We start from the raw sequence: 16,236 nt of genomic DNA, 5'->3' as shown, positions 1-16,236 counted from the left end.
GAGGGACTGACCCCAATTCAAAAGGGCTGCCCCATTCACCGGTGAATGGGGCAGCCCTTGTCCAAATCTACTTGTCTATTATTTACCGATGAACTGTTGTGTCCATACATTGCCATTTTCGACGTAGCCGACACCGATATGCGTGAAGTTGCCGTTAAGAATGTTTTCACGGTGGCCTTCACTGTTCATCCACGCGTTTACTACTTCTTCCGGAGTACGCTGTCCTTTGGCAATGTTTTCCCCTGCAGTGTTGTAAGAGATACCGAATTGCTTCATCATATCGAACGGAGAACCGTAAGTTGGGCTGTTATGGTCGAAGTAACCATTACGCGCCATATCTGCTGATTTTTCGCGTGCAACCTTGCTTAGTTCCGTATCGATTTCCAAAGGATCAAGACCTTGCTTGGCTCTTTCCTGGTTGGTCAATTCTACTACTTCCTGTTCAAATTGGCTAAGCTCTTGTCCTGCATTTTGCGTCTGTTCTTGCTTGGACTCTTCAGCTGTAGCTTCGTTGTTGTTTTGTTGAGGTGCTTGAGCTTGTTCAGCTTGCTCGTTACTTGGAGCCTCTGCTTGCTGCTTTTGGTCTGCAGATTCCTGTTCTTTTTGTTCTGCAGGCTGTTCATTTGTCTGCTCTTGCTGTTTGGGCTCTTCAGCTTTTTGTGGCTGTGCTTGTTCTTGTTTTGCCGGAGCTTGCTGCTGCTTCTGGTTCCACTTGTAATTGCTGAAATATTTATCTATCATACTTTGAATATCTTCTTGTGAAAGCTTGCCATTGTAGCTATTTACAGAGTAATAGACTTGGTAGGACTTTCCTTGTTGGTTGTCTGCGTTATTTGCATGCGCATCTACTGAAGAAGAAAAAGCTCCTCCAAAGAGTAATGCTGCTGAAATTCCTGTTACCATAGTTACTTTCTTGAACATTTCCTTACACTCTCCTCTTCGTTTTGTTTTACTGTTCCATCATAGCATGGCTTTTTTGTAATATTTGAGGAGCTATTTACCATTTACAAACGGGCGAGGCTTGTTCTTTTGTATGTAATTCCTGTTATCCTGATTTCTGTCCCTGTGATCATACCAAATTTGCCGGATCAGTCGTCAGGCAAAATTGTATTGGGCAATCGACGTTTTCTACGTAAAAAAGCTGTCAAATTGGTTAAATTTACATAGAAAACCGCATTGACAGCCTCCAAAATTGGCAGTTTATATTACAAATAGCCCTGCACTTGTAAAGATATTGTTACCTTGTAAACAAAGCGAGATAAAAAATGGGGACAGTCCCTATCATCGTGTAACGATGGAAGGGACTGTCCCCGAGATGCTTATTCAAAGTTTTGGTTATGGATCGGTGGCGGAATGAGCCAGCCTTTTTCTTTATTCAACCGCAGAAGCCGGGCGCCGAATTGTGCTTTGCTCATATGGATCTGTCCATACATCATGGCGATATCTTCCCTGATGCATTGGGCGATGATTTGACTGCAAGCAACCAGTCCCTGCCCAATATCCCGGGAAATAGCCGCACTGATTTCCGGATCATTGAACCTTGCGCCGGAAGGAATTTGTTCTAAAGCAGCTTTGGCCCGCTCCGGTGGCGATGGAGGAAGAGCAATTCCGTTATTTTTCAACAGCTCTTCAAGTTCTTCGTTTTCCTGTTTCATCGTCCGGATCATGTCTTCAATCAACTTTTTCAAGTCCCGGTCGCCGGTATGGTTCGCCATGGTTTGATAACCGGCGATCAAGCCCTTGCTGCCGGCAAGACTGCTCCAAATTCCGAATACTTCACCATAATGCATCGGTTGGTTTTTTGGATTTCCACTTAAAATACCCATTTTTTCACTCCTTGCTGTATAATCATGCAAGGATATAGTTTGCGAATAGCAGGAAAACTATTCTGGACAATTCCACTTTTGGCAGACGAAGCAACCATTATTTATGAAAAAACGGGTTCCCTTTCCGCGTTTTGAAGGGTAAAAGGAACCGGTTTAGGGAAATCCTGATACGGAGTCCTAATAACTACGTGAGAACCTCGACTCTAAATGATGAAACCATTTGGTGCGGGAGACAGTATATATAGCAAGAGCTGCCCAAATGCATGTGAAAGAGACTAGGTGTGCATGAGTAAAGGTTTCACCATACAGAAATACACCGATAAACAGCATCAGCGTGGGGGCGAAGTATTGCAGGAACCCAACCATCGAAAGAGGGATTCGCTGTGCTCCGCTTGCAAACAACAACAATGGAACAGCTGTCGCTATACCGCTTAAAACCAGCAGGGCGGTGGTGGAAGTGAAAACCTCGGGAGCCGTCCCCGCAACAGTTTGCCGGCTGACTAAGTAAATCAAGGCAATCGGCATGACAATCATTGTTTCAATCGCCAGTCCGAACATCGCGCTGATAGCGACCGTTTTTTTCAACAAGCCGTATAAGCCGAAGGATAGGGCCAGTAGAATCGAAACCCATGGAAAAACGCCGAAGCTGATGGTTAAGTTAACGACACCAGCTGCCGCCAGTAAAAAGGAAACCAGCTGCCATTTCGTCAGTTTTTCTTTGAGAACAGCCATTCCGAGAATAATGCTGATCAACGGATTAATATAATAACCGAGACTTGCCTGTACAACATGGTCGCTGTTGACAGCCCAGATGAATACCAGCCAATTGATGCTGATGACAATCGAGGCAAGTGTAATTCCAATCAGTCGTTGTCGATCACGGAGAATTTGCCTGCATTCCCGGATGAACGGTTTCCATTTTTTTAAAAAGAACAATAACAAGGCCATGAAGACAAAGGACCAAACAATCCGGTGGGCAAGAATTTCGCCAGCAGGGACATTTTGCACGAGTTTCCAATAAATCGGCAGAAAACCCCATAAAATATAAGCAGCGGCCGTATAAAGGACACCTGCTTTGAATTCGTTATTTTCCATTGCGTCAACCTCTTTTTCTTTAAATTTCTATTGGTTCTTTCCGATATACTTAGGTATAGAGAAACAGAAGCAAAGTGAATAGAGTAAGTTTAGAATCCCTGAGCCAAAAAATCAATTATTTAAGATTGGTTAGCATTCTTTCGGGAGGAACACAGCTTTGCAAAGAAATAGTTTTTGGAAAAATACGGAGAGAAGAGTATAATTACACTGCTAACGCCCTTATCGACTGGCAAATCGCTTCATTCACAACGTGTTTTCTACATAATGGCGGAGGGGGGGGGAGAAACATGATGATCGATATCATGATCATATTACCTTATATAATAGGGTCGATTTTGGTTTTCAACATATTGCTGGCACTGGCTATTGTCTTTTTAGAAAGAAGGGATGCCTCCTCTACTTGGGCGTGGCTGATGGTGCTGTTATTTATACCGATCGCCGGATTCATTCTTTATTTAATCTTTGGCCGCAAACTGAGTAACAAGAAAATCTTCACGTGGGATACCAAAAGCAGACTTGGCGTCAAAACTGCCGTCCAGGCACAAATGCGGGCTTTGGAAGAGGGGAGCTTTCAATTTAAGGATGAGAGTCTTCTTCCTTATAAGGACTTATTTTACTTACATTTACGCAATGATGATGCCATCCTCACCCAAGATAACCGTGTCGAGGTGTTTACGGACGGCCAAAAAAAATTCCATTCCCTTCTTCAGGACATTGAAGAAGCGGAAGACCATATTCACCTGTTATATTATATCATCCGAGGGGACCGTCTGGGAAAACTGTTGGCCGATGCCTTGATCAAAAAGGCCAAACAGGGTGTCCAGGTACGGATTCTTTATGATGATATGGGTTCGAGGGAATTGAGCAGGAAATATATCCGAAAAATACAAGCGGCGGGAGCAGAGGTCGAGGCCTTTTTCCCACCGTTGATTCCCAAGGTCAATTTAAAAATCAACTACCGTAACCACCGGAAGCTCGCCATCATTGACGGCAAAATCGGGTATATTGGCGGGTTCAACATCGGTGACGAGTATTTGGGGTACAACAAAAAATTCGGCTATTGGCGTGACACCCATCTCAAAATCGTCGGTGACGCGGTCAGGAACATGCAGACCCGTTTCATTCTGGACTGGAATCAAGCATCCAGGCACGATATTATGTATGAAGAACGGTACTATGCGGCCGAACCGACCGGAGAAGTGGGAATTCAAATTGTTTCCAGTGGTCCGGATTCGGAATGGGAACAAATTAAAAACGGCTATATCAAAATGATTATGTCTGCCAAGGAGTATATCTATATCCAAACTCCCTATTTCATTCCTGACGACAGCCTGGCAGACGCCTTGAAAATTGCGGTGCTTTCGGGCGTCGATGTGCGGATCATGATACCGAATAAACCGGACCATCCGTTTGTCTATTGGGCTACTTATTCCAATATCGGTGACTTGTTAAAAGCAGGTGCAGATGTTTACATTTATCAGAATGGCTTTCTTCATGCTAAAACAATTGTGGTGGATGAAAAAATAGCCTCGATCGGGACGGCCAACATCGATGTGCGTAGCTTTAAATTAAACTTTGAGGTTAATGCGTTCCTTTATGACCGCCAAGTTGCAGGTGAGTTAGCGGAAAAGTTCAATGAGGATATTTTGCATTCCAGTCAGTTGTCCTATAAGCTTTATTTACAGCGGTCCATTTGGATTCGAATCAAAGAGGCGATTGCCCGACTACTTTCGCCAATCCTATAAATTAAACAGAAAAGTGAGGAATCACGATGGAAGCAAAACCTTGTGTCGCTTCATTGACAGTGAAAAATTCGCATGTTTTACCACCAGATACAAACAGCCATGGTACGTTGTTCGGAGGCAGGCTGATGGCGCATATCGATGACGTGGCAGCTATTGCTGCCAGGAGGCATGCCCGCAAGCCGGTTGTCACGGCGTCCACCGACTCGGTCGACTTTCTGGCGCCGGTAAAAGAAGGTGACACCATTTGTTTGGAAGCCTTCGTAACCTGGACGCACAAAACATCGATGGAAGTTTTTATCAAAGCGGTAACAGAGGACTTGAATACCGGCGAGCGGAAAGTGTGCACGACAGCATTTGTCACCATGGTTGCAATTGGGCCGGATAACCGTCCAGTTACAGTGCCGCCGGTCTATCCGGAATCGAAAGAAGAGAAATTTTTACATGAAGAGGCCCCGAAACGGGCAGAACTCCGTAAACAGCGGAGAAGCAATTCCAAAGAGATGGCTCGTACATTTGGCACTCGTTTTCCTTGGAATGAAAATACCAGACACGAAAAATAAGCATCGATGAGAAAAGCAGCTGCAAACCTGTACTCAGTTTGGCAGCTGCTTTTTTATATGTCCATAAGAAGTTTTTGCACCATGAAGTGTATCCATGGCGTTCCGGTCATCGCCTGAACTCGCCAATTTGGTTAGGAAGGCATCTCTCGAAAAGTTGTGCGCCTTTGCATGAGCAATGAACACTTTCTCCGTGCTCTTCAAACTTGTCCTGTCTCACTGGAGTACGTATCCTGTCTGTGCGGATAAGTCTGGGAAAAAAGACTGGTGGACGTTCAAGGCTTTTGTAAAATCCGTTCAAAAATCTCTTCCAGCTCATGTATTTCCTTTTTAGCCCTTCTGTTTGGGTTATGCAGTTGATCCCTTTTTATCTTGTGGTAAATCGATTTGATTGCCGCGGCTTCTGCTTCCGTAATAACATCAAGGTCTACGGCCATGGCCTGCTTAATATCGTTTGGTTCCAGCTTTTTCAGCCCTTTTCCATACTGGCGTTGGCATTCCTCCAGTATCTCCTGGGAAATTCCCGTCATAAAATAAGCCATCAACAATTCCAGCTTTTCCCGGTATTCCGGAAGCATATACAAACCATGAAAGCAGGTCAAACTCCTGACCCCGGCTTCGTTGCGGATAAACTTCACTTTTTTCCTGCTGAAGGTGGAAATAAATATATCCGGCGGCAGTCTTGTTTCATTCTTGTACCAAGGACGCCTTCGTTTTGTTAGATACCTTGCATTGCTGCCGGAATCCTCTCCATGCGCTAAATAGGCCCGTACCTGCTCGCTGGAGGGATTGCTTTCCTGAATATTCAGCAATAAGACCGGTGCCCCTGATTCGACAAGCGATTTATAGTCGTCGCCAAAAAAGAAGTGCCCTGTCACTTGATTGGATTTGGAAAGGCACGGAAGAAAAATATCCTTGTCCAGTCGCCATTCCTGCCGGGTAGTTTCCGAAATGCAAAAAAATTTATTGTCCCCTGTCGCGATCCCTCTGTTGACCCTGGCAAATTCAGCGATCGGTTTCACGTGAGGGTAGTTTTTTTCACTGGACGGCTGGTAGTACCGTCGCCATTTTGAATGAGGATCCATATCTGTATAGTTATATATCCGGCCGATAGGCGCCACCCGTCCAAAAACATTTATGTATTCATTCAGTTGAGCCAGTTCTTCCTGGTTGTTGAGCTGAATGAATTCCAGTGTCGAGCTCTGCCGTTTATTATCGAAAAAGAAGAGAGCGGACGTCGTGGCCGCCTGCTCAAACCAGTTTTCCGTAAAATTAGTGACCGCGACAGCATGAAGGTTTTGCTGTTGTAGTAAGTATTGTTTAATCGGCGCGCCATAGTCAGCGTTTAAAAAGTCAGAAGGAATAATGAAGGCAGCGCGGCCATCGCGGGCTAACTGGTGGATAGCTTTCAGCAAAAACAATGCATAAATATTGGTGAAACCTGACAACTTTATGCCAAGTTTCTCTTTGAATAACTGTAAATAGTCCTGTTTTTCGGCATAGTGTTTAAAACGGATATAAGGCGGATTGCATATAATGCCTTGATAGGTTTCCTCCCAGTCCAGTTTTAAAAAGTCCTGTTCGACAAGACGGACATTCGCTCTATCTGCTTCCAGGCGCTGTTGGGCAAAAGTCAGTACCTGCTGGTCGATATCATAGCCCGTCACAGCCAGCTCTTCAGGGAGACCGGTAACAAGCTCTCCGAGACCGACAGCCGGGTCTACGACTTGTCTGCAGTCCGGATTGCCAAGAATCCAGGCTTTCATTACTTCCGAAATACTACTTGGTGTAAAATATTGACCCAGTTTTTTTCGGGCATCGGCATTTACCTGCCGATAATAGTGATTGGTAATTTCCTGACTGTGATTATTCAAAACTGTGCACACACCTTTAACGTGATAAACATCCAAGAGGAGCGCCGGAGCTGAACGGCACCACGCAATGATCTTTTGCTTGCTTATACGGAGAAAAAGCCGCTCCTGTGGAAGCGGCTGGATTGCATCTATTATAAGGTTTCGTTGACTTCTTCTGCAGCCACCCAGTTTTCGGACCAGGTTTTTATTTCTTTTATGACTGGCTCCATGGCTTTTCCTTTATCCGTAAGTCTATATTCAATCCTGACAGGAAATTCCGAGTACACATTGCGTTCCACGATTTGTTCCTGTTCCAGCATTTTTAATCGGTCGGATAACAGTCTGCCGCTGATTGGCAGTTCCGCTTCCATTTCGGAAAAGCGTTTTTCCCCATCGAGAAGCTCAAACAAGATGAGTCCCACCCAGCGTTTGCCGAACAGCTGCATGGCCTTTTCGAAACGAGGACATAACTCTTGCATCAATATCACCCCTGCCTTACTTACTAATATATCTTATTATTCACCAGTAGAAAAGGGAGTATAAGAAGTCTGAAAACTACGGACTATTGTTTTTAGGTTAACTCTCAGTACACACAGTTGCTAAGACATGCCTGGTCCTGCACTTTCCGAGGGCAATTGGCGACCCTTCTCGCGGGGTCTCACCTAGGCCTCCCTCTCCCTGCGTCTCATACTGCTTTCAACTCGAAATATCGAATAAATATGCCAGTTTTTTATGTTGTGATTATAGTTAAATTGCCCTCCATAACGATCTGGAAAGCAGTTAGAAAAAGGAGGGCTGGACTTTCTGCACAAAGGGAGAAATTGTTTCTGCCAGCGCAGCCTCAAAAACATAAATCGATTACCATTGTGCGAGGCGGTGTTAAGCTGCCGAAATTAATCCAAGTCCTCCATCATAATAGAAGGTCAGGAAAGAGGGCTATCAATGTGTCGCAATTTACATCTTTTATGAGCGCAACTTTCAGACAACAACCTTGTTTGGAAAAGGTTGACGTAAATGTATTACTAATATACACTTACTTACTAAAAGTAACTATATAAAGAATAACATAAAAAGAAGGTATAGTAAAATATGAACCTGGACAATTTGCAATCTTTTCAATGGCAAGATGTCGAATTGACGGTAAGCAATTTGGCTCGCTCGCTCGATTTCTATCAGCACATACTAGGGTTTACCATTCTTGAATCAAAAGGAAACACCGCTGTTCTCGGGACGCCGGACAATACGGTTTTGTTGCGGTTATATGCTGACAGCAAGGCGGTGAAGCCATTGAAAAACATGGCGGGGCTCTACCATTTTGCTATCCTTGTCCCCGATCGGAGAACCCTCGCCTCCTTTTTGCAGCACATCGGGGAGAAGCGCTATCCAATTGTCGGTGCCTCAGACCATGGGTTTAGTGAGGCCATTTATTTGGAGGACCCAGACGGAATCGGAATCGAAGTGTATGCTGATCGGGACAGGAGTGAATGGAAAGGGATGGACGGTGAACTTCCCGTAGCAGCTAATCCACTAAAAATCGAGAACCTGCTGCAGTCAGCTGAAAAATGGTGCGGATTTCCGGAAGGGACCACGATCGGCCATTTGCACTTTCATGTCTCCTCTATCCCAAAAGCGCGACAGTTTTATGTGGAACAATTGGGATTTTCTCCAACCATCACGCTCGGAACGCAAGTGTTGTTTGTTGCTGCTGAAGGCTATCATCATCACATTGGCTTAAATACTTGGCATGGAGAAGGAGCGGCTCTTCCGGAAGCGGGAATGATCGGTTTACGCTCAGTAACGGCAGAAGTGAGACAGAATGACTTTGACCGGCTTCTCCGTCAGGAAACGATTGGGACGGACGGAAGTGTTACCGATCCGTTTGGTGTCATCTATCGTTTCCACTCATAATCCCCAAAGCTGTCGAGAGTTGAAAAACGACAGCTTTTTATTTGTACTTGTATAGAAAATGATAAATTTAACTGTCTGTGGATAACTATTGGCTGAAACAGCCACGTCCAGCTCCAGCGCCTCCCCCCTCGAGGTCTTAAGCCGACCCTCTGTGTGGCAATAAGCGCCACGCCGAGGCTGTTCTTAAGCTTGTCGGAGGCCCAAACGATGTGGGTGATGCAGGCTTTGCCACAGGACGTGGCGGCTCTAGCCTGTACTCCTTTAAACAGGCGCTTGCGCTTTTGTCCCGTTTACCACACATATAGCTGGTTGGAGGTGAACCGCATGTATCCCCCCTGGATTCTTCCCTTTTAGGAGTGCACCATGTTTAACAACGGATGGAAAATGGAATAGCAAAAGTGAATCAAGCCTTATCGAAGGAGGCGTCACACATGGGAAAAAAAGTATTGATGGTGGTTACTTCTTCGCAAAAGATGGGAGATCACCAAACAGGACTATGGTTGTCCGAATATGGGGAGCCATACAGCATTTTTGAAAAGAACGGATTCGATATTACGGTAGCAAGCCCGAGCGGCGGCAATGTCCCGCTTGATCCGAACAGCTATGAAGATGAAGCGCCGGATGAATGGGAAAAGCCGGTTAAATTACTAGAGAATACGGAAAACCTTGCTGCACAAAGTCCAGACGACTTTGACGGAATTTTTCTTCCCGGCGGCCATGGCACCATGGAAGATTTTCCGAATAATGGTGCGCTCCAGGATATATTAAGCGACTTTGCTGAAAAAAACAAAGCAATCGGAGCAGTATGTCACGGGCCGGCTGGGTTTGTCAACGTAACGCTTAACAATGGGCGCAAATTGGCGGACGGGCGTCGAATGACAGCTTTCACGAATGAAGAGGAACAACAGATGAAGTTGATGGATAAGCTTCCATTCAAACTTGAGAGCAGCTTGAGAGACGAGGGAGCAGAATTCAGTCAAGGACAGCCATTTTCCGATTACACGGTGACCGATGGCAATCTTGTAACAGGGCAAAATCCTCAATCGAGTGTGTCGACTGCCAACGCATTCGTCGATTTGCTAAAATAACCTATCTCCGATAGGATAATATAGAGGCAAATTGCACGAGCGGGGATATCCTCGCTCGTGCTTGTTATGAAAGAATTAATCCTGTCCGCCTGTTAGTTTGCTCAGTTGGCAGGACGGGTAAAAAATAGATGCTGTCGGGTTGTTTACATAGGATAGCAGATGACGAGAAGGAGTAGGAGGAACGGTATGTTTGCTGATATATTATCCAGGCTGAATGACTTTCTATGGGGCTATGTATTAATTGCAGTCCTGATCGGGCTGGGATTGTTTTTTACCATTCGCACGAAGTTTGTGCAGTTTAAACTATTGCCGGAAATGTTCCGGGTATTACTTGATAAGCGGACATTAAGTGCACAAGGGAAGAAGGGAACATCCGCCTTCCAGGCATTTACTATCAGTACTGCTTCACGCGTCGGAACCGGAAATCTGGCGGGAGTTGCTTCTGCCATCGCTGCCGGCGGACCTGGCGCTGTATTTTGGATGTGGCTCATTGCCCTGATCGGCGGGGCTACCAGTTTTGTGGAAAGTACCCTGGCACAAGTGTACAAAGTGCCTGATAAGAATCAATACCGCGGCGGACCGGCGTATTATATGGAAAAAGGGCTGAATAAGCGTTGGCTCGGAATCATATTTGCCATCATTATAACGTTTACATATGGTCTTGTGTTTAATTCTGTTCAATCCAATACAATCCGCTTGGCGTTTGAGGAGTCGTTTGGAATCAGTCCGGGATGGATGGCGGCCATCCTGGTTGTCCTGACAGCGGTGGTTATTTTTGGCGGCTTACGCAGCATCGCCAGGGTAACCCAGTTCATCATCCCGTTCATGGCTATCATGTATGTATTGCTTGCCATTTATATTCTTTTGGCGAATGTAACAGCCATCCCGGAAATGTTCCGGTTGATTTTCGCCAATGCCTTTGGAATCAGGGAGATCGCCGGAGGCGGCTTTGGAGCGGCCATCATGATGGGAATCAAGCGCGGCTTGTTTTCTAATGAGGCAGGTATGGGTAGTGCGCCGAATGCCGCCGCTACAGCCGAGGTTACCCATCCAGTTAAGCAGGGTCTCATCCAAACGCTAGGTGTGTTTCTCGATACCCTGGTTATCTGTAGTGCGACTGCATTGATCATTTTAACAACAGAAGGCTATGCCGGCAGTACCCTGCAGGGTATCCAGATTACCCAGAGTGCCTTCGAATCACAGCTGGGTTCCTGGGCGGCAGTTTTTGTAGCTATCGCTATTTTTCTGTTCGCTTATTCCTCCATTCTTGGTAACTATTATTATGGAGAAACGAACATTGAATTCATCAAGTCGAGCAAATCGGCCCTAACTGTTTATCGAGTGGCCGTACTGCTCATGGTTACCTTTGGTGCCTTGCAGGAATTCGATCTTGTTTGGAACATGGCTGATTTGTCGATGGCGATCATGGCATTGATCAACTTGTACGCGATTGCCATGCTATCGCAGGTTGCTTACCGGACACTTGCGGACTACCTAATTCAAAAGAAGCAAGGCAAGGATCCGGTCTTTTACCGGGAAACACTTGATGGCGTGACGGGAATGGAATACTGGGGGAAAAACCAGACTTCTGAAAAAGAATAGGAAGCATTAAAAAAGGTAGTACCTTTGGCTGTCGGAAACGGTTCCGACAGCCTTTTGCTATTGGACGCTTACACCAGATTTGAGACCAAGTTGATTGGAGAAAGCGGCAGTTATTGTTAACTTTTTTGATTATCCTTTATAATTGAAAGGATATAGTTTAAATCATAAAAGGATGAGTAAACGAATGAGTATCCTATCTGTAGAACAGTTATATAAATCTTTTGGTGACAAGGTATTATTCGACCATATCGGGTTTACCATCGAACCAAAGGAACGAATCGGTTTGATCGGTGTGAATGGAACCGGCAAATCGACATTGTTGAAAGTGATAGCCGGAGTCGAGCCTAATGAGGGCGGAACAATTAAACATGCCAACGACTTTCGTATTGAATATTTGAATCAGGAGCCAGATTTAGAGGATGGCTTGACCGTTCTGGAACAGGTCTACCAAGGTGAATCGACAATCATGCGTACGATGAGGCAATATGAGGAAACACTTCAACAGCTAGCAGAACAGCCGCAAAATACGGTACTGCAAGAGAAGCTGTTGAAAGCACAGCAATCCATGGATGAACAAGAGGCATGGGATGCCAATACCGCCGCCAAAACGATCCTGACCAGACTGGGGATTACTGATTATGCGAAAAAAACCGCCGAATTGTCGGGCGGGCAAAAAAAGCGGACGGCAATCGCCCGAGCTTTAATCCAGCCGGCAGACTTGCTGATTCTCGATGAGCCGACCAACCATCTGGATAATGAAACGATCGAATGGCTGGAAGGGTACTTGCCGCAATATGAAGGTGCCCTCATCCTTGTCACGCACGATCGTTACTTTCTCAACAGGATCACCAACCGGATTTACGAATTGGATAAAGGGAAGTTATATACGTACGAGGGCAATTACGAAACGTTTTTGGAAAAGAAAGCAGAACGGGAAGCCTTGGAGCAGCAGAATGAACAAAAACATAAAAACACCCTCCGCCGTGAACTGGAATGGCTGCGCCGGGGGGCAAAAGCACGCTCTACCAAGCAGAAAGCCAGAAAGCAGCGCGCCGAGGATATGAAGCAGGTCACATTTGATACAGGCAGTCAGGAACTGGACTTTCAGGTCGGGTCCCAGCGCCTGGGCAAAAAAGTGATCGAGCTGGAAAAAATCAGCAAATCCTATGCAGGCACGTCCTATATTGCCGATTTGGATTATCTCGTTGTGCCGGGAGACCGAATCGGGGTTATCGGCCCAAATGGTAGTGGAAAAACAACGCTTTTGAATATCATGGCGGGAAGAATGGAACCTGATTCCGGAGTAATGGAAATTGGACCTACTGTGAAAATCGGCTATTATACGCAGGATCATACGGAAATGGATGAGTCACTGCGCGTCGTCGAATATATAAAAGAGACTGCTGAAGTCGTTCACACTGCCAACGGAGAAGTGATAACCGCCGAGCAAATGCTGGAACGTTTCCTATTCCCCCGGTCGCAGCAGTGGACCTATGTCAGCAGGCTGTCCGGTGGGGAGCGTCGGCGGTTATATTTGCTCCGTGTTTTGATGGGGGAACCGAATGTCCTGTTGCTCGATGAGCCGACTAATGATCTGGATACAGAGACGCTCGGCGTACTCGAAGACTATCTTGATCAATTTCCCGGTGTTGTGATTACCGTATCACACGATCGGTACTTTCTGGACAGAGTTGTTCATCGTTTGATCGCTTTCGAAGGGCGGAATGATATCCATTTCTTTTATGGAAATTATAGTGATTACTTGGAGGAGACAAAATCCTATCAGCAGCCGAAAGTAAATGCCGCCAAACAAACCACTTCCCCAGGCAAAAAGAAGAAAAAACTTTCCTACCATGAACAAAAGGAATGGGAAGGGATAGAAGATAAAATTACCGGGTTGGAAGAAGAACTGGAATCGGTAAAACTGGAAATTGAACAGGCAGGAAGCGACCTCGGGAAAGTTCAGGACCTCTATACCCGGCAGGAGCAGCTGGAAGCTGACTTGGAACAAGCGATGGAACGCTGGGAGGAACTTTCGCTATTAGTCGAGGAAATGGAAAATCAGTAAAAAACCAGAGGGTTTGCCCCTTTCCTCAGACATAGTTGTTTTTAAAGTTTTGGCACATTAGATAGAAACTGTGCACTAACTGTACCGGGGAGTTCCATTGGCTATTTGTAAAGAGTGCTAACTACCGCTTCGGTAGCATACTTCGCTTTCCGCGGGCACGGCTTCAGCTAATTTGGTAAAGAAAACCGTTTTACCAAATGGATCTTCAGCTCGCGCTGTTCCCGCTGGAGTCTGCGTATGCTACCTCCGCTAAGAGGCATGCTGATTATCGGAAGCGTAGACTTGAGACGGAACCAGACATCTGTCAGCAAACATGTGCTTCTCCTAAAAAAACAGTTGAGATTCTGTCTTTTCTCCTTCTCTTTGGGTTTTCTTCTTGTAGTACACTCGTTTATAAACAGGAAACTGGTCCTAGCGGAGGAAATACCTGGAGACTCCTGCGGGAGGAAAGGCCTCGGTGAGATCCCGCAGAGCGTTAGCTCGAGGAAGCTCACCAGCCGCCCGCGGAAAGCGCAGGGTATTTCCGCAGCGGAGAATACCCACTCAATAAATGCAAGAAGTTAGGAAGGCGCATTCAAATTATGTCGCGTTTCATATTTTTCACGAAAGCCGTAATTATTATGAGAACAGCCTATAATATCTCCAATAATCGTTTGGAGACTAACTCCAGGAGGAGAATATCGTGGGCAATCTGGTGAAGTTCAGGGAGGTTCACTTGCAACCGCGCCAAGCGTCATGTAGACCGCTATCCCACCGCGACGCTTTTTCGCTGAATGAATTGCAACGATAATAATAAGAAAATTTTGTTAGTTTCCGTTTTTTGTGAAATAATAGAGAGGTAAAGAAAACAGACTGACAGGTCGATTTTTTGGAGGGAAAAACAATGGCAGAATTAAAACAATTAGAAAAATATGCAGAGTTGGCCCTGAAAACCGGTGTCAACCTGCAAAAAGACCAAACATTGATGATCAATGCGCCGATCGAGGGTGCCGATTTTACACGGATCGTCGTCCGGAAAGCCTATGAGCTTGGAGCCAGGAATGTACATATCAATTGGACGGATGACGAAATATCACTACTTAAATACGAGAATGCCCCGGAAGAAGTTTTGACTGATGTCCCTCAGTGGCATGTGGACAAGCTTGTGTCCTTCGCTGAAAAGGGGGCGGCAGTCTTGTCTATTCGTTCCACGAACCCGGATTTATTAAAGGATATCGACGCAGGTAAAGTGGCGAGGGCTTCCAAAGCCAACGCAGAAGCGATGAAAGAGTTTCGCCAATACACCATGAACGATAGAATCCCGTGGTCGATTATTTCGATTCCTACTGGCGATTGGGCGCAAAAAATCTTTCCGGACCAATCGAAAGAGGAAGCAATGGAAAGCTTGTGGCAGCAAATCTTCAAGATTGTTCGCGTCGACAAAGAAGATCCTGTAGCTGCTTGGGATGAGCACAATGCGACCTTGCGGAAAGCACGCGAATTTTTGAATAGAAAACAATATAAGAAATTGGTTTATAAAGCACCAGGTACAGATATTGAGCTGGAGCTTCCGGAAGGGCACATTTGGAAAGGCGGTTCAGCGAAAACGGAAAAGGGCACGGATTTCAACCCGAATATGCCGACAGAGGAAGTCTTTACATTGCCGGACAAGTATGGGGTGAACGGCACGGTCTCCAGTACCAAACCACTCAACTATGGCGGTAACTTGATTGACGGTTTCAGTTTGACCTTTGAAAATGGAAAGGTTGTCGATTTTCAGGCTGAACAAGGCTATGAAACATTGAAGCATTTGCTGGATACAGATGAAGGGGCAAGACGTCTCGGCGAAATTGCACTTGTTCCGCACGAATCTCCGATTTCTCAGTCCGGTCTCATCTTTTACAATACGCTCTATGACGAGAACGCATCTTGTCATATTGCTTTGGGTAAAGCTTATCCGACCAGCCTGGAGGGTGGTTCGCAAATGGACGATGAACAGCTTGACAAGCATGGTGTCAACGATAGCTTGACTCACGTGGATTTCATGATCGGCTCGGCTGAACTTGATATTGATGGCGTGACTGCAGACGGCAGCACAGAACCAGTATTCCGTAAAGGGAGCTGGGCGTTGGACTTCGACGCCTAAGCAATGCTGGTTTGATATTCGTCCTACCGGGGTACTATCTTGTTAAGATTCGGTGTTTTTCTATAACGACCGAAAGGAGAGTTCACCATGGTAAGACGCAATGAAGGCGAGATGATCGGCTTTCAGTCGAACGCTAACGAGTTCCATAAGTGCTCGAGCTGCGGAAAGCTCTTGTCGACAAGACAAGAGGAAAAAATCAAGCTTTGCAAAGATTGTCAGGAACGGCATAACCAAGATACAACTACCGGGATTTGAAAAAATTCATTTCCTATTGAAAAAGCACGCGGAAGCGTTTCTGCTTCTCCGCGTGCTTTTTCCATTTGGATAATTATCGAACAAGCTTCTTTTGAAAGAAACGACGAAGTGATC

13 protein-coding genes are annotated in these 16,236 nt (G+C 45.7%); 8 read left to right on the top strand and 5 right to left on the bottom strand.

Features of this window, described 5'->3' with window-relative positions; genetic code table 11:
• Positions 1-78: 78 nt before the first annotated feature.
• From ERJ70_RS17795 to rarD, 3 genes are all read right to left on the bottom strand, one after another.
• Positions 79-921, bottom strand: coding sequence for a CAP domain-containing protein (locus tag ERJ70_RS17795; RefSeq protein ID WP_209366082.1), 843 nt, complete (start codon positions 919-921; stop codon positions 79-81).
• 398 nt (positions 922-1,319) lie between these two features.
• On the bottom strand, positions 1,320-1,826 hold the full coding sequence (locus ERJ70_RS17790) for a DUF3231 family protein (RefSeq protein ID WP_074599792.1): 507 nt from the start codon (positions 1,824-1,826) through the stop codon (positions 1,320-1,322).
• A gap of 177 nt (positions 1,827-2,003) precedes the next feature.
• Positions 2,004-2,921: an EamA family transporter RarD gene (gene rarD / locus ERJ70_RS17785; protein ID WP_209366081.1), complete on the bottom strand. Its 918-nt coding sequence runs from the start codon at positions 2,919-2,921 to the stop codon at positions 2,004-2,006.
• 302 nt (positions 2,922-3,223) lie between these two features.
• Between rarD and cls the strand changes: the two genes are divergently transcribed.
• Complete coding sequence (gene cls, locus ERJ70_RS17780) at positions 3,224-4,666, top strand: cardiolipin synthase (protein ID WP_209369521.1); 1,443 nt, start codon at positions 3,224-3,226, stop codon at positions 4,664-4,666.
• Positions 4,667-4,692: 26 nt separating this feature from the next.
• Positions 4,693-5,226, top strand: coding sequence for an acyl-CoA thioesterase (locus ERJ70_RS17775; protein ID WP_153463648.1), 534 nt, complete (start codon positions 4,693-4,695; stop codon positions 5,224-5,226).
• A 272-nt stretch (positions 5,227-5,498) separates the two neighbouring features.
• On the opposite strand, the gene ERJ70_RS17770 is transcribed toward ERJ70_RS17775, so the two are convergent.
• Together ERJ70_RS17770 and ERJ70_RS17765 are read right to left on the bottom strand one after the other, a co-directional pair.
• Positions 5,499-7,097: an HsdM family class I SAM-dependent methyltransferase gene (locus tag ERJ70_RS17770; protein WP_209366080.1), complete on the bottom strand. Its 1,599-nt coding sequence runs from the start codon at positions 7,095-7,097 to the stop codon at positions 5,499-5,501.
• A gap of 131 nt (positions 7,098-7,228) precedes the next feature.
• Positions 7,229-7,555 (bottom strand): winged helix-turn-helix transcriptional regulator, encoded by a 327-nt coding sequence (locus ERJ70_RS17765; RefSeq protein WP_074599796.1) that lies wholly within the window; start codon positions 7,553-7,555, stop codon positions 7,229-7,231.
• Between the two features lie 610 nt (positions 7,556-8,165).
• Here ERJ70_RS17765 and ERJ70_RS17760 point away from each other — a divergent pair.
• From ERJ70_RS17760 to ERJ70_RS17735, 6 genes are all read left to right on the top strand, one after another.
• Complete coding sequence (locus ERJ70_RS17760) at positions 8,166-8,984, top strand: VOC family protein (protein ID WP_209366079.1); 819 nt, start codon at positions 8,166-8,168, stop codon at positions 8,982-8,984.
• A gap of 431 nt (positions 8,985-9,415) precedes the next feature.
• Complete coding sequence (locus ERJ70_RS17755) at positions 9,416-10,072, top strand: type 1 glutamine amidotransferase domain-containing protein (RefSeq protein WP_209366078.1); 657 nt, start codon at positions 9,416-9,418, stop codon at positions 10,070-10,072.
• 186 nt (positions 10,073-10,258) lie between these two features.
• Positions 10,259-11,674, top strand: a complete 1,416-nt coding sequence (locus ERJ70_RS17750) for an alanine/glycine:cation symporter family protein (protein ID WP_209366077.1) — start codon at positions 10,259-10,261, stop codon at positions 11,672-11,674.
• A 184-nt stretch (positions 11,675-11,858) separates the two neighbouring features.
• On the top strand, positions 11,859-13,742 hold the full coding sequence (locus ERJ70_RS17745; protein WP_209366076.1) for an ABC-F family ATP-binding cassette domain-containing protein: 1,884 nt from the start codon (positions 11,859-11,861) through the stop codon (positions 13,740-13,742).
• An 883-nt stretch (positions 13,743-14,625) separates the two neighbouring features.
• On the top strand, positions 14,626-15,867 hold the full coding sequence (locus ERJ70_RS17740; RefSeq protein ID WP_209366075.1) for an aminopeptidase: 1,242 nt from the start codon (positions 14,626-14,628) through the stop codon (positions 15,865-15,867).
• 87 nt (positions 15,868-15,954) lie between these two features.
• Positions 15,955-16,122 carry a hypothetical protein gene (locus ERJ70_RS17735; protein ID WP_175486805.1) on the top strand — a complete coding sequence of 56 codons (168 nt, stop codon included), beginning with the start codon at positions 15,955-15,957 and terminating at the stop codon, positions 16,120-16,122.
• Positions 16,123-16,236: the final 114 nt, after the last annotated feature.

The organism is Sediminibacillus dalangtanensis, from assembly GCF_017792025.1.
Lineage (GTDB): Bacteria > Bacillota > Bacilli > Bacillales > Amphibacillaceae > Sediminibacillus > Sediminibacillus dalangtanensis.
This window is presented reverse-complemented; position numbering and strand designations above follow the sequence as displayed.